16 protein-coding genes are annotated in these 22,097 nt (G+C 77.3%); 4 read left to right on the plus strand and 12 right to left on the minus strand.

Annotated elements, in window-relative coordinates:
• Nucleotides 1–83: 83 nt before the first annotated feature.
• From ITJ85_RS17385 to ITJ85_RS10400, 4 genes are all read left to right on the plus strand, one after another.
• Complete coding sequence (locus ITJ85_RS17385) at nucleotides 84–2,771, plus strand: LuxR C-terminal-related transcriptional regulator (protein ID WP_281412185.1); 2,688 nt, start codon at nucleotides 84–86, stop codon at nucleotides 2,769–2,771.
• A gap of 175 nt (nucleotides 2,772–2,946) precedes the next feature.
• A complete protein-coding gene (locus ITJ85_RS10390) occupies nucleotides 2,947–4,302 on the plus strand; it encodes a phenylacetate--CoA ligase family protein (RefSeq protein ID WP_217913032.1) in 1,356 nt (451 codons plus the stop codon).
• Entirely contained in the window at nucleotides 4,299–5,138 is an 840-nt protein-coding gene (locus ITJ85_RS10395; RefSeq protein ID WP_217913033.1) for an N-acyl amino acid synthase FeeM domain-containing protein, read from the plus strand. Before ITJ85_RS10390 ends, ITJ85_RS10395 begins: the two co-directional genes overlap by 4 nt.
• A 154-nt stretch (nucleotides 5,139–5,292) precedes the next feature.
• Entirely contained in the window at nucleotides 5,293–7,452 is a 2,160-nt protein-coding gene (locus ITJ85_RS10400; protein WP_217913034.1) for an EAL domain-containing protein, read from the plus strand.
• Here the strand turns inward: ITJ85_RS10400 and ITJ85_RS10405 are convergent.
• The 12 genes from ITJ85_RS10405 to ftsW form a co-directional block, all read right to left on the minus strand.
• The gene (locus ITJ85_RS10405) at nucleotides 7,449–9,152 is read right to left on the minus strand and encodes a S8 family peptidase (RefSeq protein ID WP_217913035.1); all 1,704 of its coding nucleotides are present in this window, start codon (nucleotides 9,150–9,152) and stop codon (nucleotides 7,449–7,451) included. The two genes, ITJ85_RS10400 and ITJ85_RS10405, sit on opposite strands and share 4 nt — an antisense overlap.
• 448 nt (nucleotides 9,153–9,600) lie before the next feature.
• Nucleotides 9,601–10,707, minus strand: coding sequence for a helix-turn-helix transcriptional regulator (locus ITJ85_RS10410; protein WP_217913036.1), 1,107 nt, complete (start codon nucleotides 10,705–10,707; stop codon nucleotides 9,601–9,603).
• Between the two features lie 99 nt (nucleotides 10,708–10,806).
• Nucleotides 10,807–12,321: an aminomethyl-transferring glycine dehydrogenase subunit GcvPB gene (gene gcvPB, locus ITJ85_RS10415; protein WP_217913037.1), complete on the minus strand. Its 1,515-nt coding sequence runs from the start codon at nucleotides 12,319–12,321 to the stop codon at nucleotides 10,807–10,809.
• Nucleotides 12,318–13,700: an aminomethyl-transferring glycine dehydrogenase subunit GcvPA gene (gcvPA, locus tag ITJ85_RS10420; RefSeq protein ID WP_217913038.1), complete on the minus strand. Its 1,383-nt coding sequence runs from the start codon at nucleotides 13,698–13,700 to the stop codon at nucleotides 12,318–12,320. The genes gcvPB and gcvPA overlap by 4 nt, the downstream gene beginning before the upstream one ends.
• Nucleotides 13,697–14,092, minus strand: coding sequence for a glycine cleavage system protein GcvH (gene gcvH / locus ITJ85_RS10425; protein ID WP_217913039.1), 396 nt, complete (start codon nucleotides 14,090–14,092; stop codon nucleotides 13,697–13,699). Before gcvH ends, gcvPA begins: the two co-directional genes overlap by 4 nt.
• Before the next feature lie 10 nt (nucleotides 14,093–14,102).
• The gene (gene gcvT, locus ITJ85_RS10430; protein WP_217913040.1) at nucleotides 14,103–15,200 is read right to left on the minus strand and encodes a glycine cleavage system aminomethyltransferase GcvT; all 1,098 of its coding nucleotides are present in this window, start codon (nucleotides 15,198–15,200) and stop codon (nucleotides 14,103–14,105) included.
• Between the two features lie 79 nt (nucleotides 15,201–15,279).
• Complete coding sequence (gene ftsZ, locus ITJ85_RS10435) at nucleotides 15,280–16,458, minus strand: cell division protein FtsZ (protein WP_217913041.1); 1,179 nt, start codon at nucleotides 16,456–16,458, stop codon at nucleotides 15,280–15,282.
• Between the two features lie 179 nt (nucleotides 16,459–16,637).
• Entirely contained in the window at nucleotides 16,638–17,489 is an 852-nt protein-coding gene (locus tag ITJ85_RS10440; RefSeq protein ID WP_217913042.1) for a cell division protein FtsQ/DivIB, read from the minus strand.
• Complete coding sequence (gene murB, locus ITJ85_RS10445) at nucleotides 17,486–18,406, minus strand: UDP-N-acetylmuramate dehydrogenase (protein WP_217913043.1); 921 nt, start codon at nucleotides 18,404–18,406, stop codon at nucleotides 17,486–17,488. The genes ITJ85_RS10440 and murB overlap by 4 nt, the downstream gene beginning before the upstream one ends.
• Complete coding sequence (gene murC / locus ITJ85_RS10450) at nucleotides 18,372–19,772, minus strand: UDP-N-acetylmuramate--L-alanine ligase (RefSeq protein WP_217913044.1); 1,401 nt, start codon at nucleotides 19,770–19,772, stop codon at nucleotides 18,372–18,374. The genes murB and murC overlap by 35 nt, the downstream gene beginning before the upstream one ends.
• Nucleotides 19,769–20,908 carry an undecaprenyldiphospho-muramoylpentapeptide beta-N-acetylglucosaminyltransferase gene (gene murG, locus ITJ85_RS10455; protein ID WP_217913045.1) on the minus strand — a complete coding sequence of 380 codons (1,140 nt, stop codon included), beginning with the start codon at nucleotides 20,906–20,908 and terminating at the stop codon, nucleotides 19,769–19,771. The genes murC and murG overlap by 4 nt, the downstream gene beginning before the upstream one ends.
• A complete protein-coding gene (gene ftsW, locus ITJ85_RS10460) occupies nucleotides 20,829–22,034 on the minus strand; it encodes a putative lipid II flippase FtsW (protein ID WP_217913046.1) in 1,206 nt (401 codons plus the stop codon). Before ftsW ends, murG begins: the two co-directional genes overlap by 80 nt.
• Nucleotides 22,035–22,097 lie beyond the last annotated feature (63 nt).

Raw genomic sequence — 22,097 nt, forward strand, 5'->3', positions numbered from 1 at the left:
TCCTGCCAGCCGCGACGGCCGGAGGGGGCGCGCCTGGCCGGACGGGTGATGCCGCGCGGGCGTTCCCGCCATAGCATCCGGCGGTGGCCGGGACGCCCTCGGAATACCTCGCCGCGCCGCCGCCCCTGGTCGGCCGCGACGACGCCCTGCGCCGGCTGATGGCCGCGGCCGGCGAGCGCCCCGGCGTCGTCGTGATCGCCGGCGAGCCGGGCGCGGGCGCCACCCGGATGGCCCGCGAGCTGGCCCAGCGCCTGGCGCTGGACGGCGCCGCGGTGGTCTCGGCCGACGCGCCGGGCCCCGGCCTGGCGGCCCTGCGGGACGCCCTCCTCGCCGCGGGCCACACGCGCGATCCCACGTGGGCGGCGCGCATCCGGCCGATCGTGATCCTGCTCGGCGACCGCCCGGGCCAGCGCGACCTGCCGCGCGAGCTTGCGCGCCGGCTCGGCGGCTCGCGGGCGCTCGCCGTGATCACCGCGCGCGAGGTGGCCGGCGAGGTGCCGACGCTGGTGCTCGAGCGCCTGCCGGAGGACGCGGCCGCCCGGCTCGCCGCGAGCGTCGCCCCATCGCTCGACGACGCCGCCGCGCGGGCGGTGGCGCGCCTCGGCGACGGGCTCCCGGGGCGGATCGTGCCGCTCGCCCACGCGGCCCGCCACTGGCCCGGCGGCGACGCGCCCCTGCCGGTGCCGCCGGCGCTGCGCGCCTGGGCGCTCGCGCGGCTGGAGCCGCTCGACCCCGTGACCGTGGACGTCGCGGGGTGGGTGGCGGTCGCGGGGGAGCCCACGACGCCGGCCGTGCTGGCGCGCATCTGCGGCCAGCCCGCGGCGCACCTCGAGCGCCGGCTCGACGCGCTGACGGGCGCCGGGGTGCTCGAGGAGCTCCCGGGCCCGCCGCGGGCCCGGTGGCGCTTCGGCGACCGCGTGGTGCGCGAGGTGCTGCGCCAGGAGCTCGGGGGCGCCGAGCTGCGACGCCGCCACGCGGCGGCCCTCGTGGCGGCGCGCGCCGCCGGCGACGAGCCGGAGGAGCTGCTGCGCCACGCGATCGGCGCGTCCGACCAGGCCGGCGTCGTCGCCTACGGCACCCGGGCGGCCCGCCGGGCCCGGGAGGCGGGCGACCCGGAGGGCGCCCTGCGCCACGCCGCCCGCGCCCTGGCCTGGTGGGACGATGCGCTCGGCGAGGCCGCGCGCCTCGACGCGCTGCACGAGCGGGGACTCGCCCTGCTCGACCTGTCGGCGTGGCTCGAGGCCGCGGCGTCGCTGGAGGAGGCCGCCGACGGCCGCTGGGCCGCCGGCGAGCGCGAGGCGGCGCTGGCGAGCGCCACCGCGGCCTCGAGCGCGCGCTGGGCGGCCGGCCAGCACGACGCCGCGCTGCGCAACCTGCAGGCGCACCTGGCCACCAGCCGCGACGCCGGCGGGGCGCCGTCGGCCGAGCGCGCCGAGGCCCTGACGCAGGCGGCCGGCATGGCGGTGATGACCTCGCGCTTCGGCGAGGCCATGGCGCTGGCGGGCGAGGCGCGGGGCGAGGCGGGCGACGCCGGCGCCGGCGAGGTGGCCACGCGCGCGCTGATCTTCATGGGCATGGCCGAGAGCGGGCGCGGGGCGCCGGGCGGGCTGCTGCACCTGGGCGGCGCGCGGCGCGAGGGCGCCCGGGCGGCCGGCGCGGCCCGCCGCAACGCCACGCTGGCGATGATCTACGAGAGCCACGTGCTGCTCGCGCTGGGCCGCCCCGACGACGCCGCCGCGCGCGCCCGCGAGGGCGTGGCGATGGCGCGCGAGCTCGGCATCGTGGAGCACGAGCTGGTGCTGTCGGGCAACCTGGGCGAGGCGCTGGCGGCGGCCGGCGAGCTGCCCGACGCGCGGCGCGAGCTGGAACGCGCCGCGGGCGGCTGGGCGCAGCTCGGCGTGGAGCCCCCCTCCCCCGCCGAGCCGGGCACGGCCTGGCTGTTGCTGGCGGAGGGGCGCATCGAGGACGCCCTGGGCCGCTACCGGGCGCTCACCGCGAGCCCCGAGGGCGCGCCGCACCTGTTCGAGCAGATCGCCCCGGCCGCCACGGGGCACGCGCTGGCGGCCCACGCCGCGGGCGACGACGCGGAGGGCGCCGCCGCGGTGCGCCGGGCCCTCGAGGCCTGGAGCGGGACCGACGACCGGCTGCTGTCGGTGCTGCTGCTGGCGGCCGGCGCCGAGGTGCTGCCCCGGCCGGACGCGGAGGGCTGCACGGGCGCCCTGGCCGAGATCGCCGGCGGCGGGGCGCCCCTCGCGGCGGCGGCGCTCGCGTACGCCGAGGGCGGCCTGGCGGGCGGGCGGCGCGGCGCGTCGCGCCTGCGCCAGGCCTCCGCGGCGTTCGAGGGCCTCGGGCTGCGCTGGTGGGCGGCCCGCGCCCGCTTCGCCGCCGGGCTGACGGAGCCGGGCACCGACCGGGCCGCCGACGACCTCCTCGCGGCCCGCGGCGACTTCGCGGCGATGGGCGCCGACGGCTGGCGGCGGCGCGCGGAGGCGCGGCTGCGCGCCATCGGCCGCCGCATCCCCACGCGGGCGCGCGCGGCGGTGGCCCCGGGCGCCGGCCTGTCGCCGCGCGAGCTGGAGGTGCTGGAGCTGCTCGCGCTCGGCCTGCGCAACCGCGAGATCGGCGAGCGCCTGTTCATCAGCGAGCGCACCGTGGCGCGTCACCTGGTCGGCATCAACGCGAAGCTGGGCGTCTCGAACCGCACCGCCGCGGTCCACGCCGCGCGCGAGCTGGGCGTGCTGCCCGCCCCCGGCGCGCGGCGCGCGTACTGAGCGATCACCGTGCCCGCCGTTCGGCGATTCCGTCGGTCCTGGGACGCCCACCGGTCGCGGAACGATGGTCAATTCTGACCATGATCGGCGGGTGACCCGGTCATAGCGTGACCCCCGAACGGATCGCGTACTCGGAGGGGTGACGGTGCAGAGATCGACCGCGGAGGAGCGTCGCATGAACGGCGCGGAGACTCCGCTCACGGCGGGCGAGCGGGCCGCGCTCCGGACGTTCCGGCGCGCCGCGCTCACCTCGCGTGGCTACCGCGCCCATCTCGAGCGGCTCGGGGTGGACCACCGGCTGGTGACGCGCCTCTCCCAGGTGCCCTACACGGACAAGCGCTCCGTCTTCGGCGACCACATCGAGTTCTGGCTCGACGGCGGCCGCGTCTCGGACGCGGCCGAGCTGCTCACGTCGAGCGGCGCGACGGGACTCTTCTCGGTCGGGGTCACGTCGCGCTCCGAGCGGCGGGCGCAGGAGCGCACGTTCGACCTCCTGCTCCGCTCGCTCGGCGGATCCGAGGACAGCCCGACGCTGATCCTCAACTGCCTGCCGATGGGCATCGCCATCCCGACCCGGCTCGCCACCGTGGCGACCCCGTCCGTGCACCTCGAGATGGCCCTCGAGCTGCTCGGCCGGGCCGGGGCCGGCTTCGACCGGGTCGTCATCGCGGCCGAGCCGCTGTTCCTGAAGGAGCTGGGCGAGCGCGCGCTGCGCGAGCGGGGCCCCGGCTTCGCCGACGGCGTGGCCGCCTGCTTCGTGGGCGGCGAGTGGGTGGCCGAGAGCTGGCGGCGCCACGTGTCGCAGCTCTTCGGCTTCACCGACGGCTCCCCGGCTCGCACGGGGGTCCTCGTGTCGATGGGCGCCGCGGAGGTCGGGCTGCACGTGCTGCACGAGACCCCCGCCCTGCGCGCCGCCCGGCAGGCCCTCGACGGGCCGCTCGCCCGGCGGGCGCTGCTCGGCGACGACCCGGGGTACACGCCCTCCCTGCTCGCCTGGGACCCCAACCGGCTCTACGTGGAGGAGCGCCCGCGCGAGGACGGCACCTCGAGCCTCGTGCTCACCGCGCTGACCCGCCGCCTGCTGCCGCTCGTGCGCTACGACCTCGAGGACGAGGCCCAGATCCTCTCCGCCGACGCCGTCAACGCGGCGCTGGCAGAGACCGGCGCGGAGGTCCGGCTCGACCGCCCGGTGGTCGCCCTCTGGGGCCGGCACGGCTCCGCGGTGACCTGCGACGGCTGGAGCCTGCGGCCGGAGCTCGTGAAGGAGGGCCTGTTCGCCAACGCCGCCCACGCCGGCGCGCTGACGGGGCGGTTCCGGATCGCGGCCGAGGAGGGGCTGCCGGCGCTCCACGTGCAGCTGCGCGAGGGGGCGCAGCCCGGGCCGGGCATGGAGCCCGCGCTGCGCCACATGGCCTCGGCCGCCGCCGGCGCGCCCGCGCGGGTCGGGGTGCACGGCTACCGCGAGTACCCGTTCCACGAGGCGGGGGACTTCCAGCACAAGCCGGCGTACGTCGGCAGGAGGACGTCATGAGCCCCACGAGCGCGATGCCGCTCGCGCCCGCCGCGCCCGCCGCAGCCCCGGACGAGCTCCTCGAGATCGACGTGGTGCTCACCGACCGCGCCGAGGACGTGGACGAGGCGCTGGAGGTGATCCACGACGGCTTCGTCGAGGCCGGCTACATGGCGCCCCGCCGGTCGGGCCGCCGCATGCACGCCTCGTACCTCAACCCCGGGACGGCCTTCGTGCTGGCCCGCATGGACGGCCGCGCCGTGGGCGCCTGCGCCCTCATCGCCGACGGGCCCTTCGGCCTGCCCTCGGACCGGGCCTTCGCGGAGGAGAACGACGCGCTGCGCGCCCGGGCGGGGCGCCTCTTCGAGGGCGGCTCGCTCTCGGTGCGCGGCGACGCCCGGCGGCACACCCGCCGCATCATGATGCGGCTCGCCGCCGCGATCTCGCGGCTCACGATCGTCACCGACCCCACGGCGCACGTGGTGATCGCGGTCACGCCCGAGAGCGCCCGCTTCTACGGGGCGATGCTCGGCACCTGCGAGATCTCCGGGGTCCGCCCGCTGTACGAGGCGCCGGCGGTGCTGCTGCGCACGTCCGGGACGGAGATCCTCGAGCACACCGCGCAGCGGGCGACGTCGCTCCAGCGCACCATGGACGCGCTCGTCACGGAGACCCAGCCGTCGTGGCTGCGCGACCGCCGCTCGCACCGGCCCTACCCCGCGCCGTGGCTGGGCGAGCTGCTCGACGAGGGGCCGGTGGTCGACACCCTGGCCGCCCAGGTCGAGCTGCTCGCGCTGCGCCACCCGGACGTCCTCGCGCGCATCCTCGGTCGCGCCGGGACGCGCGCCGCGGCCTGATCGGGGCCCGCGCGGCGCGTCGTCCGCTGGCGCGGTCCTCAGGCGGAGCGCCCCGGCTGCCGATGGCAGCCCTGTGAACGCTCCGCCCCGAAGCGCTCCGCCCGTCTCCGCCGAGGATCGGAGGACCCTGGGCGCGCTCGCTGCGGGCCTCGCGGTGGTCGGCACGATCGTCGCGCTCGCGCAGGCCGGCGCCATGCCGGTGCGCCTCACGGCCGCCATCGGGGTGATGCTGCCGAGCCTGCTGGCCGCCATCGGGGTGGTCGCGGCGCGCCGCGCCGCGGGCCGCACGGCCGGCGTCGAGGCGATCGTCTGGCGGCTGTTCGGCCACGGGCTGCTCGCCTGGGCCCTCGGCTGCCTGCCCTACGTCGCGTTCCTCGCCACGGGCGGCGACATCGCCAGCCCGGCGGCCTGGTCGCAGATCGGCTTCCTCGCCGCCTACCCCTTCTGGTACCGGGCGCTGTGGCTCCTGCGCCAGCCGGCCCTCGCCGAGACGCGGCGCGAGCGGCTCGACGGCTGGGCGATCGAGCTCTCGATCCTCGGCCTGATGGCGGTGATCGTGGTCGGCACGCTGTGGGAGGGCTCCCTGCCCGCGGCGCAGAACGTCGCGCTGCTGATCCCGGTCGCGCTCGACCTGCTGCTGATCGCGGCGCTCTACAACGCGATGCGCCGCTCGTCCTTCACGCGCCGGTCGGCCCTCGTGTGGTTCTCCATGTCGTTCTCGGCCCTCGCCCTGACCGACGCCGCCGTCACCTACCTGGTCACCCGCGGCTTCAGCATCGCGATCGCCGGCTCCGCCTACGGCGGCTACCTGCTCGCCATGGCCCTCATGGCCCTGGCGGCCCGCCGGCCGATCCGCGTCACCGAGGCGCGGGCGGTGATGGGCCCGACCAAGACCCTGCTGGCGGCGATCGGCCTCGCCCTGTCCGGCCCGGCCGGCGTGCTGATCGTCCCCGCCGCGCGCCCGGTCATCTGGGCGCTCGCCGTCCTCCTGCTGTGGCGCCTGCGTGTGCTGCTGCGCGAGCACGACAGCAGCGAGACGGACCCGCTCTCCGGCTTCCTCGAGCACAAGGCGTTCACCCGCCACGTGGGCGGCGTGGTCCAGGCCGCCGACAGCGGCCGGCGCGCCCTGCTGGTGGCGGTCGACCTCGACGGCTTCGCCCGGTGGAACGCGCAGCACGGCTACGGCGCCGGCGACGGGCTGCTCGCGGACCTCGCGGGCCGGCTGGAGGCCTCCGAGCTGACCGGCGGCGTCTGGGGCCGCCTGGGCGCCGACCGCTTCGCCTGGATCGGCATCGGCCACGACGCCGAGAGCGGCCGCCGCCTGGCCGAGATGGTGCAGGCGATCGCGGCCGGCAACAGCGGCGGCCTGACCGCCCGGGCGACCTTCGTCGTGCTCCCCGACGACGCCGAGAACGCGGTCAACGCGATGGCCGCCGCCGAGGAGGGCCTCGGCGCCGCCAAGGCGGGCCGCCGCCGGGTCGTGGCCTTCGACCGCGGTCACCTCGACGGGGTGGACTTCGCCGCCGGCTACACGGCCTCCCTCGCCCAGCGCCGCGACTCGATCATCGAGCTGCTCGCCGCGCCCGAGACGATCACGACGGTCTTCCAGCCGATCGTGGCCCTCGACGACGGCCGCACGGTCGGCTTCGAGTCGCTCTCGCGCTTCCGCGCCGAGCCCCAGCGGCCGCCCGACCGGTGGATCGCCGAGGCCCACGCCGTCGGCCTGGGCCTGGAGATCGAGGTGGAGTGCGTCCGGCGCGCCATGCGCCTGCGCGGCACGATCCCCGCGGGGGCCTACCTGTCGGTCAACATGAGCCCGGACGCGATCCTCGCCCCCGAGATGGACGCCGCGCTGGGCGACGGCGACCTCGACGGGGTCGTGATCGAGATCACCGAGCACGAGGCGGTCGGCGACTACGCGCGGCTCTCCTCCCGGCTCGCCGACTACCGGGGCCGCGGCGCGCTGGTGGCGATCGACGACGCGGGCGCCGGGCACGCCTCCATGCGCCACGTGACCCAGCTCGCGCCGGACTACATCAAGATCGACCGCTCGCTGATCCACGACATCCACATGGACCACGCCAAGCGGGCGCTCGTGCGCTCGATGGTCACCCTCGAGAAGGACCTCGGCGCGGAGATCGTGGCCGAGGGCATCGAGAGCGACGACGAGCTCGCGACGCTCCGCGAGCTGGGCGTGCCCTACGGGCAGGGCTTCCTCCTGGCCCGGCCGGCGGCCGAGGCCGTCCCCGCGGCCGGCGGTCCGGTCGCGGCGGCCGGCGAGCCGGTGGCCCCCGCGCCGGCCGTCGCCGGCTAGCGCGCGCGCCGCGGCGTCGCGGCGACCTTCACCGCGAGCGAGCCGGACGGGCGCAGCCGCGCGTCGCCGCCGTAGGCGACCCGCACCCGCCAGTTGCCGAGGGTCGTCAGCCGGCGGGTGAAGCCGAAGCGGCCCCGGTTGTTGGTCGTCACCCGGCCGATGCGCACCCAGCCGCGGCGGGCCGCGAAGCGCTGGATCTCCAGGCGCGCCCTGCGCACCGCCGGCTGCGTGCGCCCCGTGCAGCGCAGCCGCTGCCCGCGCCTGGCGGGCGCGAAGCCCCGCCGGCCCGCGGCGACGCTCCTGGCGCCCACCGTGCAGGACCAGAAGAAGCGCGCCGCGGGCCGGCCGTCCGGCGGCGGGGGCGGCGGCGCCGGCCGCGTGAAGCCCTGGGCGGCGCGCAGCGCGCGGACGGCGTCGATGCGGCCGGCGCCGAACACGTTGTCCTTGCCCGGGGCGCCCAGGTCGGTGGCGCTCGCCTCGAGCAGGCCCTGCACCTCCGGCGCGGAGAGGTCCGGCCGCAGCTGCAGCATCAGCGCCGCCAGGCCGGCGACGATCGGCGTGGCCATCGACGTCCCCGAGAGGTTCGTGAACCCCACCCCGTGGGTCGGCGCCGTGACCGGCGGCGCGGCGTCCGGCGGGATCCGGATGTCCCAGGTGGAGAGGATGCCGTGGCCCGGCGCGGAGACGTCGACGAAGTCGCCGTTGGTGCTGAAGGGGGCGATGTTGTCGTCCGGCTGGGTGGCGCCCACGCCGATCACGCCGGGGAACGACGCCGGGTAGTTCGGCACGCCGGGGTTGGTCAGCTGGCCGTTGCCCGACGAGGCCACCAGCACCTTGCCGCGGCTCAACGCCAGGGCGACGGCGTCCTGCATCGGCTGGTGCAGGCGGTCGGTGCCGAGCGACATGCTGATGACGCGCACGTCGGTGCGCACCGCGGCGTCGCTCAGCGCCTCGGCGAAGTCGCGGACGAACTTCGACTCGCTCGCCTGGGGCGCCCCCACCGGCCCGCCGCGGAGGCTGATCTTGTACGGGATCACCACGCAGTCGAAGCAGGCGCCGGTCACCCCGTTGGCGTTGTCGCTGACCGCCGCCACCAGGCCCGCCACGTGGGAGCCGTGCAGGGTCGTCAGGTCGAGGTCGTTGGCGCGGACCGAGGTCGTGCCGTAGGCCGGCGTCCCCGAGTCGAAGTTGCGGCCCGTCAGGAGCTTCGACTTCAGCTCCAGGTGCTCCGTGTCGAACTCGCTGTCGATCACGAGCACCCGCGTGCCCCCGTCGCCCCGGGCGATGTCCCAGGCGGCCGGGAAGTTGGTGATCGTCCAGTGCCAGTTCCACGAGGCGGTGAGCTGGCCGGCGCCGACCGTGCCCGGCTGGGTGAAGATCGTGTCGCTCGGCGTGAGGTCGGGCCCGCCGCCGCCGCCGGGCGCCACCGGGTCGATGCGCCACACCGCAGGGTCCGCGCGCAGCGCCGCCTCCGCGGCCGCCACGTCGTCGTCGGCGACGTAGGCCGCCCAGCCGATCTCGGGGATCGTCCCGTCCAGCTCGAGACCGGTGCGCTCCGCGACCCCCTGCGCGCGCTCCTCGGAGAAGGGCGCCAGCTTCGCCATGACGGTCTCCGCCGCGCTCGCGGAGGGCGCGAGCGCGAGCGCCGCCGCGGCGGCGAGGGCGAGCGGGAGGCGGCGGCGGATGCGTGGACGCTGCATGGCGGGACCTCGTCTCGGGTGGCGCGACGAGCGTCACCCGGCGGGGGCCCCCGCGTCCATACGCCGTTCGGCGTATCCGGCGATTCCGGCGTCCTCGATCCGCCGGCGGAGCCGGGTGGACGCGGGCGGCGGTCGACATGCCCGATCGGGCGCCCACCCTCCGCTCACTTGAGCAGGGCGGCCCGCGGCGGCCGGGATGCTCGAGTGGGCGGACCTCGATCGCCCACTCGAGCAGGGCGGCCCACGGCGCCCGAAGGCCGGCCGGATGGAGCGACGAACGGCCACCCACCCGGGCCGATCCGCGGCCACGCCGCCGGGATGCCCGAGCGCTCATCGCCGCGGCCGCCCGCCCGGGCACGTCCCGCCACGCCGCCCCAGGGTGCCCGAGTGAGCGGGTCGCATCGCCCAAGTGAGCGGCGCGGCCCGCGGGCCGCGGGACCCCCGCCCCTCAGGACGGCCGGGCGCCCGCCAGGGTGGGGACGGCGACGGCGGTGGCGGCGGCGCGGGACCGGACGCCGAGCCGCTCGTAGACGTGCTCGAGGTGCTTCTGGACCGTGCGGGGGCTCAGGTGGAGGGCGGCCGCGACGGCGGCGTTGGTCCGCCCGTCGGCGACGAGGGCGAGCACCTGCGCCTGCCGAGGGCTCAGGCCGAGGGCGACGAGGCCGGCGACGGCGTCGCCGGCGCGGCGCTCCTCCAGCAGCACGACGTCGTGGCCGCCGGGCTCGGCTGCGGCCAGCAGCCGGGCGGCGAGGGTCCCCCCGGGGCCGGCGACCGCCAGGCCGCGGGCCGGGTCGAGGCCGCCGCGCGCGCGCTCGCGGCGCAGCCAGGCGGCGAGCGGCGCCGGCAGGCCGCCGGCGCCCCGTCCGGCGCGCGACCCGGGGCCGGCCCCGGGCGGCAGGTACTCCGCCAGCAGCGCGAGCGCGCGGCCGCTCGCGAAGTCGATGACGCCGTCGCGGCCCACGGCCAGCGCCGCGCGGCCGCCGTCGCCGAGCACCCGCTCGACCACGGCGGTGACGAGCCGCTCGGCCTCGCGGGTGGCCGCGTCGCGGCGGAGGCGGTCGAGGTGGGGCCGCAGCAGCTCGAGCATCGCCCGGTCGCGCTCCCCGAAGTCCGGGCGGTCCCGGTTGAGGGCGATGCCCACCACCGCCCCCGGGGCGGCGGGCAGGGAGACGGCCATCTGGTACTCGACGCCCATCGGCCGGTAGACGGTCGCGTAGAGCTCAGTGCGCCGGAAGGTGCGCCGGTCCATCAGGTCGGAGATCTTCATGGGCCGCGGATCGCCGGTGCGGGCGTAGTGGCGGATGAGCGGGTTCTCGCCGGCGAGGCGCAGGAAGTCGCGCACCCGCTCGGGGGTCATCGCGTCCGGCGGGTCGAGCAGCAGGACCGGCTCGCCGCCGGGCGAGATGTCGTTGTAGGAGACCATCGACGCCGGGACGAGCCGGGGCAGCCCCTCCAGCACGTGGCGCCGGAACTGCGCCGAGTCGGCCGCGCCCGCCGCCTCCCCCACGAACGCGAGCGCGGCGGCGATGTCCGAGCGGCGGAGTGCGGCGTGCATGGCCGCACGAGCGTATGCGCGGAGCGGGGCGCCGCGCACCACCCCGCCGGGGAGGCGGCGGCGCCCGCGCGGCGGGACCGGCGGGGCCGGCCTCGCCGCTCAGGCCGGCGGCGGCTGGCGCACGACGGGCGAGCGCGCGGCGCCCGCCTCGTCGAGCCGCCGCACGGGCGTGCCGTACGGCGCGTTGCGCGCGATCTCCGGGTCCTCGGCGGCCTCGCGCAGGATCTCGGCGACCGCGTCGGCGAAGGCCTCGAGCGTCTCGCGGGTCTCCGTCTCCGTGGGCTCCACGAGCAGCGCCTCCTCGACCAGGAGCGGGAAGTAGACGGTCGGCGGGTGGTAGCCGAAGTCGAGCAGCCGCTTGGCGAGGTCGGTGGTGCGGATGCCGAGCTCCCGCTTCATCGGCGCGCCCGAGAGCACGAACTCGTGCATGCAGCGCTCGCCGAACGCGGCGGGCAGGTGCGGCGCGATCTCCGGCCGGCGCATGAGCGCCATGAGGTAGTTGGCGTTCAGCACGGCGATCTCCGACGCCTCGCGCAACCCGGCGGCGCCGAGCGAGCGGATGTACGCGTAGGAGCGCACGAACACGCCGAAGTTGCCCTGGAAGCCCCGCAGCCGGCCGATCGAGCGCTCACCCTCGTGGTCGAGGTCGAAGCGGACGCCGTCGCCGTCCTCGCGGCGCACGACGCGCGGGCGCATGAGGTACGGCTCGATGCGGTCGGACACCGCGATCGGGCCGGCCCCCGGCCCGCCGCCGCCGTGCGGCTGGGTGAACGACTTGTGCAGGTTGAAGTGCACGATGTCGAAGCCCATGTCGCCGGGCCGGCTGATGCCCATGACCGCGTTGAGGTTCGCGCCGTCGTAGTAGAGCGTCGCCCCCGCGTCGTGGACGATGCGCGCGATCTCCTCGATGTTGGGGTCGAAGAGGCCGAGCGTGTTGGGGTTGGTGAGCATGAGGCAGGCGACGCGCCCGTCGGCCTTGCGGCGCAGGTCCTCCACGTCCACGCCGCCGTCGGGCGCGGTGGCGACCTTCACGACCTCGTAGCCGGCCATGGTCACGGTGGCCGGGTTGGTGCCGTGCGCCGTGTCGGGGGTCAGCACCAGCGTGCGCTCGTCGCCGCGGTCGGCGTGGTACGCCCGCGTGAGCAGCACGCCGGCCAGCTCGCCGTGCGAGCCGGCGCTCGGCTGCAGCGAGACGTGCGGCAGCCCGGCGATCTCCGACAGGGCGCGCTCGAGGTTCCACATCAGCTCGAGCGCCCCCTGGGCGCGGGCGGGCGCCTGCAGCGGGTGCAGGCGGGCGTGGCCCGGCAGGGCGGCGACCCGCTCGTGCAGCTTCGGGTTGTGCTTCATCGTGCACGAGCCCAGCGGGTAGAAGCCGCTGTCGAGGTCGAAGTTGCGCTTCGACAGGCCGTTGTAGTGGCGCACGATCTCGGGCTCGGCCACCTCGGGCAGCTCGGGCGGCGCCGCGCGCCGCAGGCGCGCGGGCAGCAGCTCGTCGAGCGGCCGCTCGGGCACGTCGAGGGCGGGCGGCGTGAAGGCCCGGCGGCCCGGCCGCGAGCGCTCGTAGATCGTGGTGGCGTGCTCGCGCTGCTGGGGGGTCTGGACGGCGACGCTCACGCCCGCGCCCCCGCCAGCGAGCCGGAGCGCTCGGCGGCGACCGCGCGCCCGAGCACGTCGGCCAGGCGGTCGATGTCCGCGCGCGAGCGCTGCTCCGTGATCGCCACGAGCAGCCCGTCGGGGTGCTCCGGCATGACGCGGCCGAGCGGCAGGCCCGGGTTGACGCCCTCGGCGGCGCAGCGCTCGACCACGGCCTCGACCGGCGCCTCCAGCGCCAGGGCGAACTCGCGCACCACCGGCTGCTCGTGCAGGGCGCGCACGCCCGGCAGCGCCGCGAGGGTGCGGCGCGCGTAGTCGGCGCGCCGCAGCATCAGCTCGGCGAGCTCCACGACCCCGCGCTTGCCGAGCCACGACAGGTGGATGACGCCGGCCAGGGCGTTGAGCACCTGGGCGGTGCAGATGTTGCTCGTCGCGCGCTCGCGGCGGATGTGCTGCTCGCGCGTCTGCAGGGTCAGCACGAACCCGCGCCGGCCGTCGACGTCGCGGGTCTCGCCGGCGATGCGCCCGGGCATGCGGCGGATGTGCTCCTCCGTGGCGGCGAAGAAGCCGAACGAGGGCCCGCCGTAGTCCAGCCGGTTGCCGAGCGACTGCCCCTCGCCCACCGCCACGTCCACGCCGAGCTCGCCCGGCGGGCGCAGGATCGCCAGCGGCAGCGGGTCGCAGGCGCAGACCACGAGCGCGCCGGCCGCCGTCGCGACCTCCACGAGCGGCTCCAGGTCCTCGACCGCGCCGAGGAAGTTCGGCTGCTGCAGCACCACCGCCGCCGTGTCGGGGCCCACGAGGCCGGCGAGCGCGGCGGCGTCGGTGACCCCGTCGCGCAGCGGCGCCTCGACCACCCGCTGGCCGTAGCCGGGCGCGAGCGTTCCGAGCGTCTCGCGGCTGTGCGGGTGGACGCCCCGGGAGACGACCACGTCGCGGCGCCCGTTGGCCAGCTTGGCCAGGTAGGCCGCCGCGCCGACCGACGAGGGGCCGTCGTAGAGCGAGGCGTTCGACACCGGCAGCCCGGTCAGCTCGCTGATGGCCGTCTGGTACTCGAACATCACCTGCAGCCCGCCCTGCGAGATCTCGGGCTGGTAGGGCGTGTACGGGGTGAGGAACTCCGAGCGCGAGATGATCGAGTCGATCAGCGCGGGCACGTAGTGGTCGTACATGCCGGCGCCGAGGAAGGTGATCTCGTCCTCGGCGCTGACGTTGCGCGCCGCGAGCCCGGCCAGGTGGGCGTACACGTCCTGCTCGGGCATGCCCTCGGGCAGGTCGAGCGGGCGTCGCAGGCGCACGCCCTCCGGGATGACCGCGAACAGGTCGTCGACCGAGTCGACGCCGATCAGCGCGAGCATCTCGCGCAGGTCCTCCTCGGTGAGCGAGGTGTACCGGCTCACAGGCCGGCCAGGTACTGGCGGTAGGCCGCCTCGTCCATCAGCTCGTCGAGCTGGGCGGGCTCGGTCAGCCGCACCCGGATGAGCCAGCCCTCGCCGTAGGGGTCCTCGTTCACGATCTCGGGGCGCTCCTGCACCGCCTCGTTGACCGCCACGACCTCGCCGCTGGCCGGCGTGAAGATGTCGGAGACGGCCTTCACCGACTCCAGCTCGCCGTAGGGCTTGTCCTTCTCGACGGTGGCGCCCACGGCCGGCGGGTCGTAGAAGACGACCTCGCCCAGCGCATCCTGGGCGAACCAGGTGATGCCGAAGACGGCCTCGTCGCCGTCGAGGCGCACCCAGTCGTGCTCGCGGTGGTAGCGCAGGTCCGGCGGGTAGCTCTCCTCGGCGGCCACAGGCCCTCCTCTACTCCTTGGGGGATGTCGCGACGAGCGGGCGGCGCGCGACGACGGCGGCCTTGGGCTTGCCGCGCACGTCGACCGCGATCTCGGTGCCGGGCGCGGCGAGCTCCGCCGCGACGTACGCCATGCCGATCCCGGCGCCGAGCGTCGGCGAGAGCGTACCGCTGGTCACCCGGCCGGCGGGCGCGCCGTCGTGGAGCACGTCCTGGCCGGCCCGCGGGATGCCCGGCTCGGTGAGCCGGAAGGCGACGAGGCGCTCGGGCGTGCCGCGCTCGGCCTGCTGGCGCATGCGCGCCGCGCCGGGGAACCGCCCGCCCTCCAGGTCGCACGCCCAACGCAGGCCCGCCTCGATCGGCGTGCGGTCCCGCGACAGCTCCTGGCCGTACAGCGGGTAGCCCATCTCGAGCCGCAGGGTGTCCCGGCTCACCAGGCCGGCGGGCTCGGGCGCGGCGTCGGCGGCGAGCAGCGCGTCCCACAGCTCGGGCGCGCCGTCCCACGGGCACATCAGCTCCACGCCCGGCTCGCCGGTGTAGCCCGTGCGCGAGATCAGGCACGGCACGCCGGCGACGACGTCCTCGGCGATCTCGAAGTAGCCGAGCCCGAACGCGGCCGGCGTGCCGGCGAGGGGCCGCAGCGCGTCCGCCCAGCGCGGGCCCTGCAGGGCCAGCATCGCGATCTCGTGCGAGCGGTCGGCGAGCTCGACGGCGTCGGGCAGCAGGGCGGCGAGGCGGTCGTGGCAGGCCGCCGTGTTCGCCGCGTTCACGACCAGCAGGTGGCGGTCCGGCAGCGCGTAGGCGATGAGGTCGTCGATGACCCCGCCGTCGTCGTCGCAGAGCAGCGTGTACTGCCCCTGGCCCGGCCCCACCCGGCTGATGTCGTTGGTGAGCGCCGCGGCGAGCGCCTCGCGCGCGCCGGGCCCGGACACCTCGAGCTGGCCCATGTGGGAGACGTCGAACAGGCCGGCCCGCCCGCGCACGGCCAGGTGCTCGGGCCGCGCGCCCGCGTAGTACAGCGGCATGTCCCACCCCGCGAACGCGCCCATGCGCGCGCCGAGGGCGACGTGGCGGTCGTGGAGGGAGGTGGTCTGCGTCGCGGCCGCCATCCGCGCCGACGGTACCACGCCGCCCGGGCCCCGTCGCCGCGCCCCGCGGGGCGCGGCGACGGGGCCCGGGGCGGGCCGGCTACTTCAGGAAGTCGGGGATCTCGAGCGCGTCGTCGGGGATCTCGAAGCCCTGGCGCTCCGAGCTCTCCAGCGTGACCGGGGGGCGGCTCGGCTCCGGGGCCCGCGTGGCCGGCTGCGGCCGGCGGCCCGGGGCCATCGGCACCGCGGCGCCCTCGCGTTCGCGGCGGCCGAAGCGGGGCTCGCCCGGCGCCGGCTGCGCCTGCGCCTCGACCCCGCTGAAGCCGGTGGCGATGACCGTCACGCGCAGCGTGTCCCCGGCCGACTCGTCGATGACGGCGCCGAAGATCACGTTGCAGTCGTCGTGGGCCGCCTGGCGGATGATCCCCGCGGCCTCGTCGATCTCGAACAGCCCGAGGTCCGCGCCGCCGGTGATGTTGAGCAGCACGCCGGTGGCGCCCGCCACCGTCGTCTCGAGCAGCGGCGACGAGATCGCCGCCTTCGCCGCCTCCGAGGCGCGGTTCTCGCCGGAGGCCGTGCCGATGCCCATCAGCGAGGCGCCCGCGTCCTGCATGATCGTGCGCACGTCGGCGAAGTCCAGGTTGATGAGCCCGGGCACCGTGATGAGGTCCGTGATGCCCTGCACGCCCTGGCGCAGGACGTCGTCGGCCATCCGGAACGCGTCGATGATCGAGGTGCGGCGCTCGACCACCTGGATGAGCCGCTCGTTCGGGATCACGATCACCGAGTCGACCTGCTTCTGCAGCTCCTCGATGCCCTCCTCGGCGCGCCGGGTGCGCTGGGCGCCCTCGAAGCCGAAGGGCCGGGTGACGACGCCCACCGTCAGCGACCCCTGCTCCCGTGCGATCTGGGCGATGACGGGCGCCGCGCCCGTGCCGGTGCCGCCGCCCTCGCCGGCGGTCACGAACACCATGTCGGCGCCGCGCAGGGCCTCCTTCAGCTCCTCGCGGCTCTCCTCCGCGGCGTCGCGGCCGACCCGCGGGTCGGCGCCCGCGCCGAGGCCCTTCGTGATCGCGCCGCCGATGTGGATCTTCACGTCGGCGTCGCACATCGACAGCGCCTGCGCGTCGGTGTTGACGGCGATGAACTCCACGCCCTTCACGCCGGCGTCGATCATGCGGTTGACGGCGTTGGTGCCGCCGCCGCCCACGCCCACCACCTTGATGACGGCCAAGTAGTTGCTGGCTTCCACCGGACTCCCCCGATCGGCACTACTCATGCGGTCTTCCAGGAACCCTCGACCATCAGTCGAGGCTGGTTTTCCCATGGTCCGCGCGGCCGCTGAACGGCCCTAGGCACGAGTCCACCAGCCTGGAACCTAGGGACGGCGCCCCCATGTGTCAAGCAACCCTCATGTATGAGTAGAGCCATGCCACGCCGTCGGAGCCCGTGTCTCGATCACTCATCGAGGGTTGCCGCGCCGTCCTCGGCCGTCGTCGTGGCGCCGCCCCCCACCGCCGGGTTCTCCGGCGTGACCAGCGTGATGTAGTCGGCCGCTGCCTCCTCCTCGGGCGACAGGCTCTTCAGCACGAGGCCGAGCGCGACCGCCTTCGCCTCCATGCGCTCCGGCGACCCCAGCCGCAGCTCCGGGCCGCCGTCGAGACGCCCGGTCACCATGCCGTCGCGGCCGAGCTGCAGCGCGCGCACCCGCTTGGCCACCGCCGGCTCGGCCGCGCCCAGGAAGCCGAGCAGCGCCGCCTGGTCGGCGGCGAGCCGGCCGCCGGGCGCCGGCGGCGCCTCGCCCAGCCGGATCCACCCCAGGCCGACGTTGCCCTGCCGTTCCTCCAGCACCCGCCCGGACGCGGCGACCACCACCGCGCGGTCGCCGGCGGCGGCCACGGCGAGCGGCCGCGCCTGCACGATCGTCACCGTCAGGCCGCGGGGCCATGCCCGGCCGACCGACAGCGACTCCACCCACGGGAACGACGCCGCGGCGGCGCGGATGCGCCCGACCGGCGGGGAGATGACGGTGCCGGACTCGCCCGCCCGCTCGAGGGCGGCGCGCAGCTCGGGCGCGTCGGGCCGGTCGTAGCCGCGCAGCGAGACCCCGTGCACCGCGAGCAGGGGCCCGGTGGCCAGCCAGTAGAGCAGCGCGATCGCCGCCGCGGTGCCGAGCAGCAGCACGGCGCCCGAGCGGCGCCGCCGCGCCTGCTCGCGGGCGACGGTGCGGCGCCGGGCCGCGACCGCGGGGTGCGGCGCCGGGCCGCGCGCCGGCCGCGAGCCGCCCCCGGCGGGGCCCGTCCCGCTCATCCGGCCACCGGGGCGCGCACGACGCCGCGCTCGGGGTCGAGGTAGCGGACCTCCGGCTCGAGCCGCGGCCCGCCCGCCGCGAGCACCCGGCGGCGCCCCTCGGCCATCAGCGCCAGCACGTCGGCCGCGCGGGAGCCGGCCGCCGCCTCGATGAAGTTGGCGTGCACCGGCGAGAAGCGGGCGCCGCCGACGGCGAGCCCCTTGCAGCCGGCCGCCTCGAGCAGCCGGCCGGCCGAGTCGCCGGGCGGGTTGGTGAAGACGCTCCCGAACGTCCGCACGCCCTGCGGCTGGGTGGCGCGCCGGTGGCCGCGGAACTCGGCCAGGCGCGCGGCGATCGACCCGGGGTCGCCGGCGCGCAGGGCGAAGCCGACCGCCGTGACGACCTCGCCGGGGCGCACGGCCGACGATCGGTAGGCCAGGCGCAGGTCGTCCGGCAGCACCCGGCGGCGGCCGTCGGGCGAGCAGATGACCGCCCAGCGCAGCACCTGCGCCAGCTCGCCGGCGTGGGCGCCCGCGTTCATCGCCACCGCGCCGCCCGCCGTGCCGGGGATGCTCGCCCCCCACTCCAGGCCGGTCATCCCGTGGCGCGCGGCGCGCTGCACGGCCCGCGGCAGGGACGCCCCGCCGCCGCACCACATGCCGTCCGAGCGCACAGAGATCGCGGCCAGCCCGCCCACCAGCCGCAGCGCCAGGCCGCGGAAGCCCGCGTCGTCCACCAGCAGGTTCGACCCCCGCCCCACCACGGCCACCGGCAGCTCGCGCGCCCGCGCCCAGCCGAGCGCCGCGACCACCTCGCGCGACGAGCGGGCCCGGCAGAGCCAGTCCGCCGTGCCGCCGACCCTGATGGTGGTCAGCGGCGCGAGCGGGGCGTCGCGCTCGATCTCAGGCAGGGGCGGTGCGCTCGTCGGGACCTCCATGTGAGGACGTTCTTTCGAGGCGGCCGACCAACTCCTGCCCGAGCGAGGTGACGTCGCCCGCCCCCATGGTCAGCACGAGGTCCCCGGGGCGCACCCGGGCCATCACGGCGTCGGCCGCCTCGGCGAGGCCCGGCGCGTAGACGACCTCGGCGGTCGCCGGGACCCGCTCGGCCACGACCCGCCCGCTCGCGTCCGGGTCGGCGGCCTCGCGGGCCAGGTAGACGTCGGTCACCACCACGACGTCGGCCGCGCCGAGCGCCTCGCCGAGCTCCGGGCCCAGCGCGCGCGTGCGCGAGGGCAGGTGCGGCTGGAAGACCACCACGACGCGCGCCGGGGCGCGCTCGCGGGCCGCGGCCAGCGTGGCCCGGATCTCGGCCGGGTGGTGGGCGTAGTCGTCGAGCACCTCCACGCCCGCCGCGCGCCCGCGCCGCTCCATGCGCCGCCCGATGCCGGCGAAGCCGCCCAGCCGGGCCGCGGCCGCCTCGAGCGGCACCCCGCACCAGTCGGCCAGCGCGAGCGCGCACGCGGCGTTCTCCGCGTTGTGGCGGCCGGCCTGCGCCAGGGGGACGTCGACGCGCCGGCCGTCGGCCACGGCGAGGGTGAACCCGGCCCGCCCGGCGGCGCGCTCCACCCGGCACCAGGCGCCGGGGTGGTCGCCCACCTCGCGCACCTCGCACGGGGCGGCCGCCGCGGAGCGACGGGCGTCCGCGTCGGGGCCCACGACGAGCACGCCGGCGGCGGGCAGCCGCGCGACGAAGGCGCGGAACACCTCGCGCACCTCGTCGATGCTCGCGTAGGTGGCGTGGTGGTCGTGGTCGACGTTCAGCAGGACGGCGGCCTCGGGCGCCAGGTTGAGCAGCGAGCGGTCGCTCTCGTCGGCCTCGGCCACGAACCAGGGGCCCGCCCCCCACACCGCGCCGGTGCCGGCGCCGCCCTCGATCGTGGCGCCGACGCACGCCGAGGCGTCGCCGAGCGCGGTGAGCAGCATCGCGCTCGTGGTCGACTTGCCGTGGGCGCCCGCCACGGCCAGGCCGCGGCGCCCGCCCATCAGCTCGGCCAGCAGCTGCGAGCGGTGCAGCACCGGCAGCCCGCGGCGGCGCGCCTCGGCGAGCTCGGGGTTGTCGGCGGCGATGGCCGTCGAGACCACGAGCGCCGCGGCGTCGCCGGCGACCGCCGCGGCGGCGTGGCCGGCGCGCGCGTCGATGCCCGCGGCCCGCAGCGCCGCGAGGGTGGGCGACTCGTCGCGGTCGGTGCCGGCCACCCGGTAGCCCGCCGCCTGCGCGAGGCGCGCGAGCCCGCTCATGCCCGCCCCGCCGATGCCCACCATGTGGATCGGGCGCGGGCCGCCCCCGCCGCCCGCGCTCACGCGTCCCGGCGCCGCCGCCGCAGGGACAGGCGCGGCCGGGGTCGCCGGGCCCGGCGGGCCGCGGCGCCCCGCCGGCGACGGGCGATCCCGAGCGCCTCGTCGGCCACCCGGTCGGCGGCGTCCGGGCGGCCCACGCGGGCGGCCTCGGCGGCCATGGCCTCCAGGCGCCGGCGGTCCGCGAGCAGGGCGCCGACCACGGAGCGCAGGCGCTCGCCGGTGCACTCGGCGTCGGGCAGCACGACCGCGGCGCCGGCCTCGGCCAGCCAGCGGGCGTTCTTGGCCTGGTGGTCGGCCGTCGCGTGCGGGTAGGGCACGAGGATCGACGGCCGGCCGATCGCGGCGAGCTCGAACACGGAGCCGCCCGAGCGCGAGATCACCAGGTCGGCGGCCGCGATGGCCTCCGGCAGGTTGTCGAGCCAGCCGACGAGCCGGTAGCGCTCCCCGGGGTCACGCGCGTCGAGCAGGCGCCGGGCGTCGTCGAGCTGGCGGGGACCGGCCACGTGGATCACCTCGACCGGGGGCTGGTCGCCGAACGCCTCGATCGCCGCCAGGTTGAGCGTGCGGGCGCCCTGGCTGCCCCCCACGACGAGGATCACCGTCGCCCCCGGGTCGATGCCGAAGGCGCGCCGGCCCGCCGTGCGGGTGGCGGCCGTCACCGCGCGTCCGACCGGGCGGCCGGTGACCAGGTAGCGCCGCCCGGAGCGGCCCGCGAGCGGGAAGGCCAGCGTCACCCGGCGCGCGAGCGGCGCCGCCAGGCGGTTGGCCATGCCCAGGTGTGAGTCGGCCTCCATCAGGAGCAGCGGCCGGCGGGTGAGCCAGGCCGCCAGTGCGACGGGCCCGGCGACGTACCCGCCGCCGCCGATCACCACGTCGGCGCGCCGGCGCGCGAGGACGCCGGCCGCCCGGGGCACCGCCGCGGCCGCCAGCGCGATCGCCCACAGGTTGCGTGGCGACGCCGACCGGCGCAGCCCCCGCAGCCGGATCGGGTGCTCGGGGTAGCCCGCGCGCAGCACGGCCGCCGACGCGCCGCTGCCGCGCACCCCGATGAACGCGACCTCAGCCCCCCGCGCGCGCAGCGCGTCGGCCACCGCCAGCGCCGGCATCACGTGCCCGCCCGTCCCGCCGGCGGCGATCACCGCCCGCACCCTCGACGACGGCGAGGCGGGAGGCGGGGGCGTGTGAGCGTCGGCCGATGTTGACAAGGATGCCCGTGCAGGCCAGGAACGTGATCAGGTTGCTGCCGCCGAAGGACACGAACGGGAGCGGCACGCCCGAGACCGGCAAGGCGCCGACGACGGCGCCGATATTGACCGCGGCCTGGATCACCACCGTGGTGGTGAGCCCCGCCGCGAGCACCTGCTGGTGGAGGGTCCGGGCACCCAGCGCGATGCGGTAGCCGGCGACGGCGAACAGCCCGTACGCGATGAGCACCGCGAGCACGCCGATGAGGCCCAGCTCCTCACCGATCGTGGCGAGGATCATATCCGTGTGGGCCTCCGGCAGGTAGAAGGCCTTCTGCACGCCGTCGCCGAGGCCCACGCCGTGCAGCCCGCCGGTGCCGAGCGCGACCTGCGCCTGGACCGCCTGGAAGCCGGCGCCCTCAGGGTCGCTCCACGGGTCGATGAAGGTCATGAGGCGTGCCCGCCGGTAGGGCTCGGCCATCACCGCCACGAGGGCGAGGAGCGCCGCGCCGCCGACCAGCACCCCGAGGTGGCGCGCCCGGGCGCCCGCGACGAGCAGCATCACGAACGCCATCGCGCATGCGATGAGCGCCGTCTCGAGGTCGGGCTCGATCAGGATCAGCAACGCGAAGGCGCCGGTCACGCCGAGGAACGGCACGAGGCCGCGCGGCGTGGACAGGCGCTCGGGGCGGCGGATGACGGCCTGGGCGATCCACAGGGCCAGGGCCAGCTTGGCGATCTCGGACGGCTGGATCGCGCCCAGCCCGCCGAGCGAGATCCAGCGCCGCGACCCGTTGACCATCGTGCCGATCGACGGCACGAGCACCACCAGCAGCAGGAAGCCCGCGATCGCGACCGCGGCCGGGGCGATGCGCCGCATGGTGCCGGGGTCCATGCGCACGAAGACCGCGTAGGCCCCGAGCCCCACGAGCGCGTACAGGGTCTGGCGCACCGCCAGGCCCAGCGGGTCGCCGTCGTTGAGCAGGGCGGTCGTGCTCGAGGACGAGAAGACCATGACCAGGCCGAAGCAGACGAGCGACAGCACCACCGCGGCCAGCAGGCGCTCGGGGTGGGCGGCCACCGGACCCGGGCGCGCGCCCGCCGGCGCCGGGCGGCGCCTCGCGGGGGCGCCGGAGCGTGATGC

The organism is Miltoncostaea marina (genome assembly GCF_018141525.1).
Classification (GTDB): Bacteria; Actinomycetota; Thermoleophilia; order Miltoncostaeales; family Miltoncostaeaceae; genus Miltoncostaea; species Miltoncostaea marina.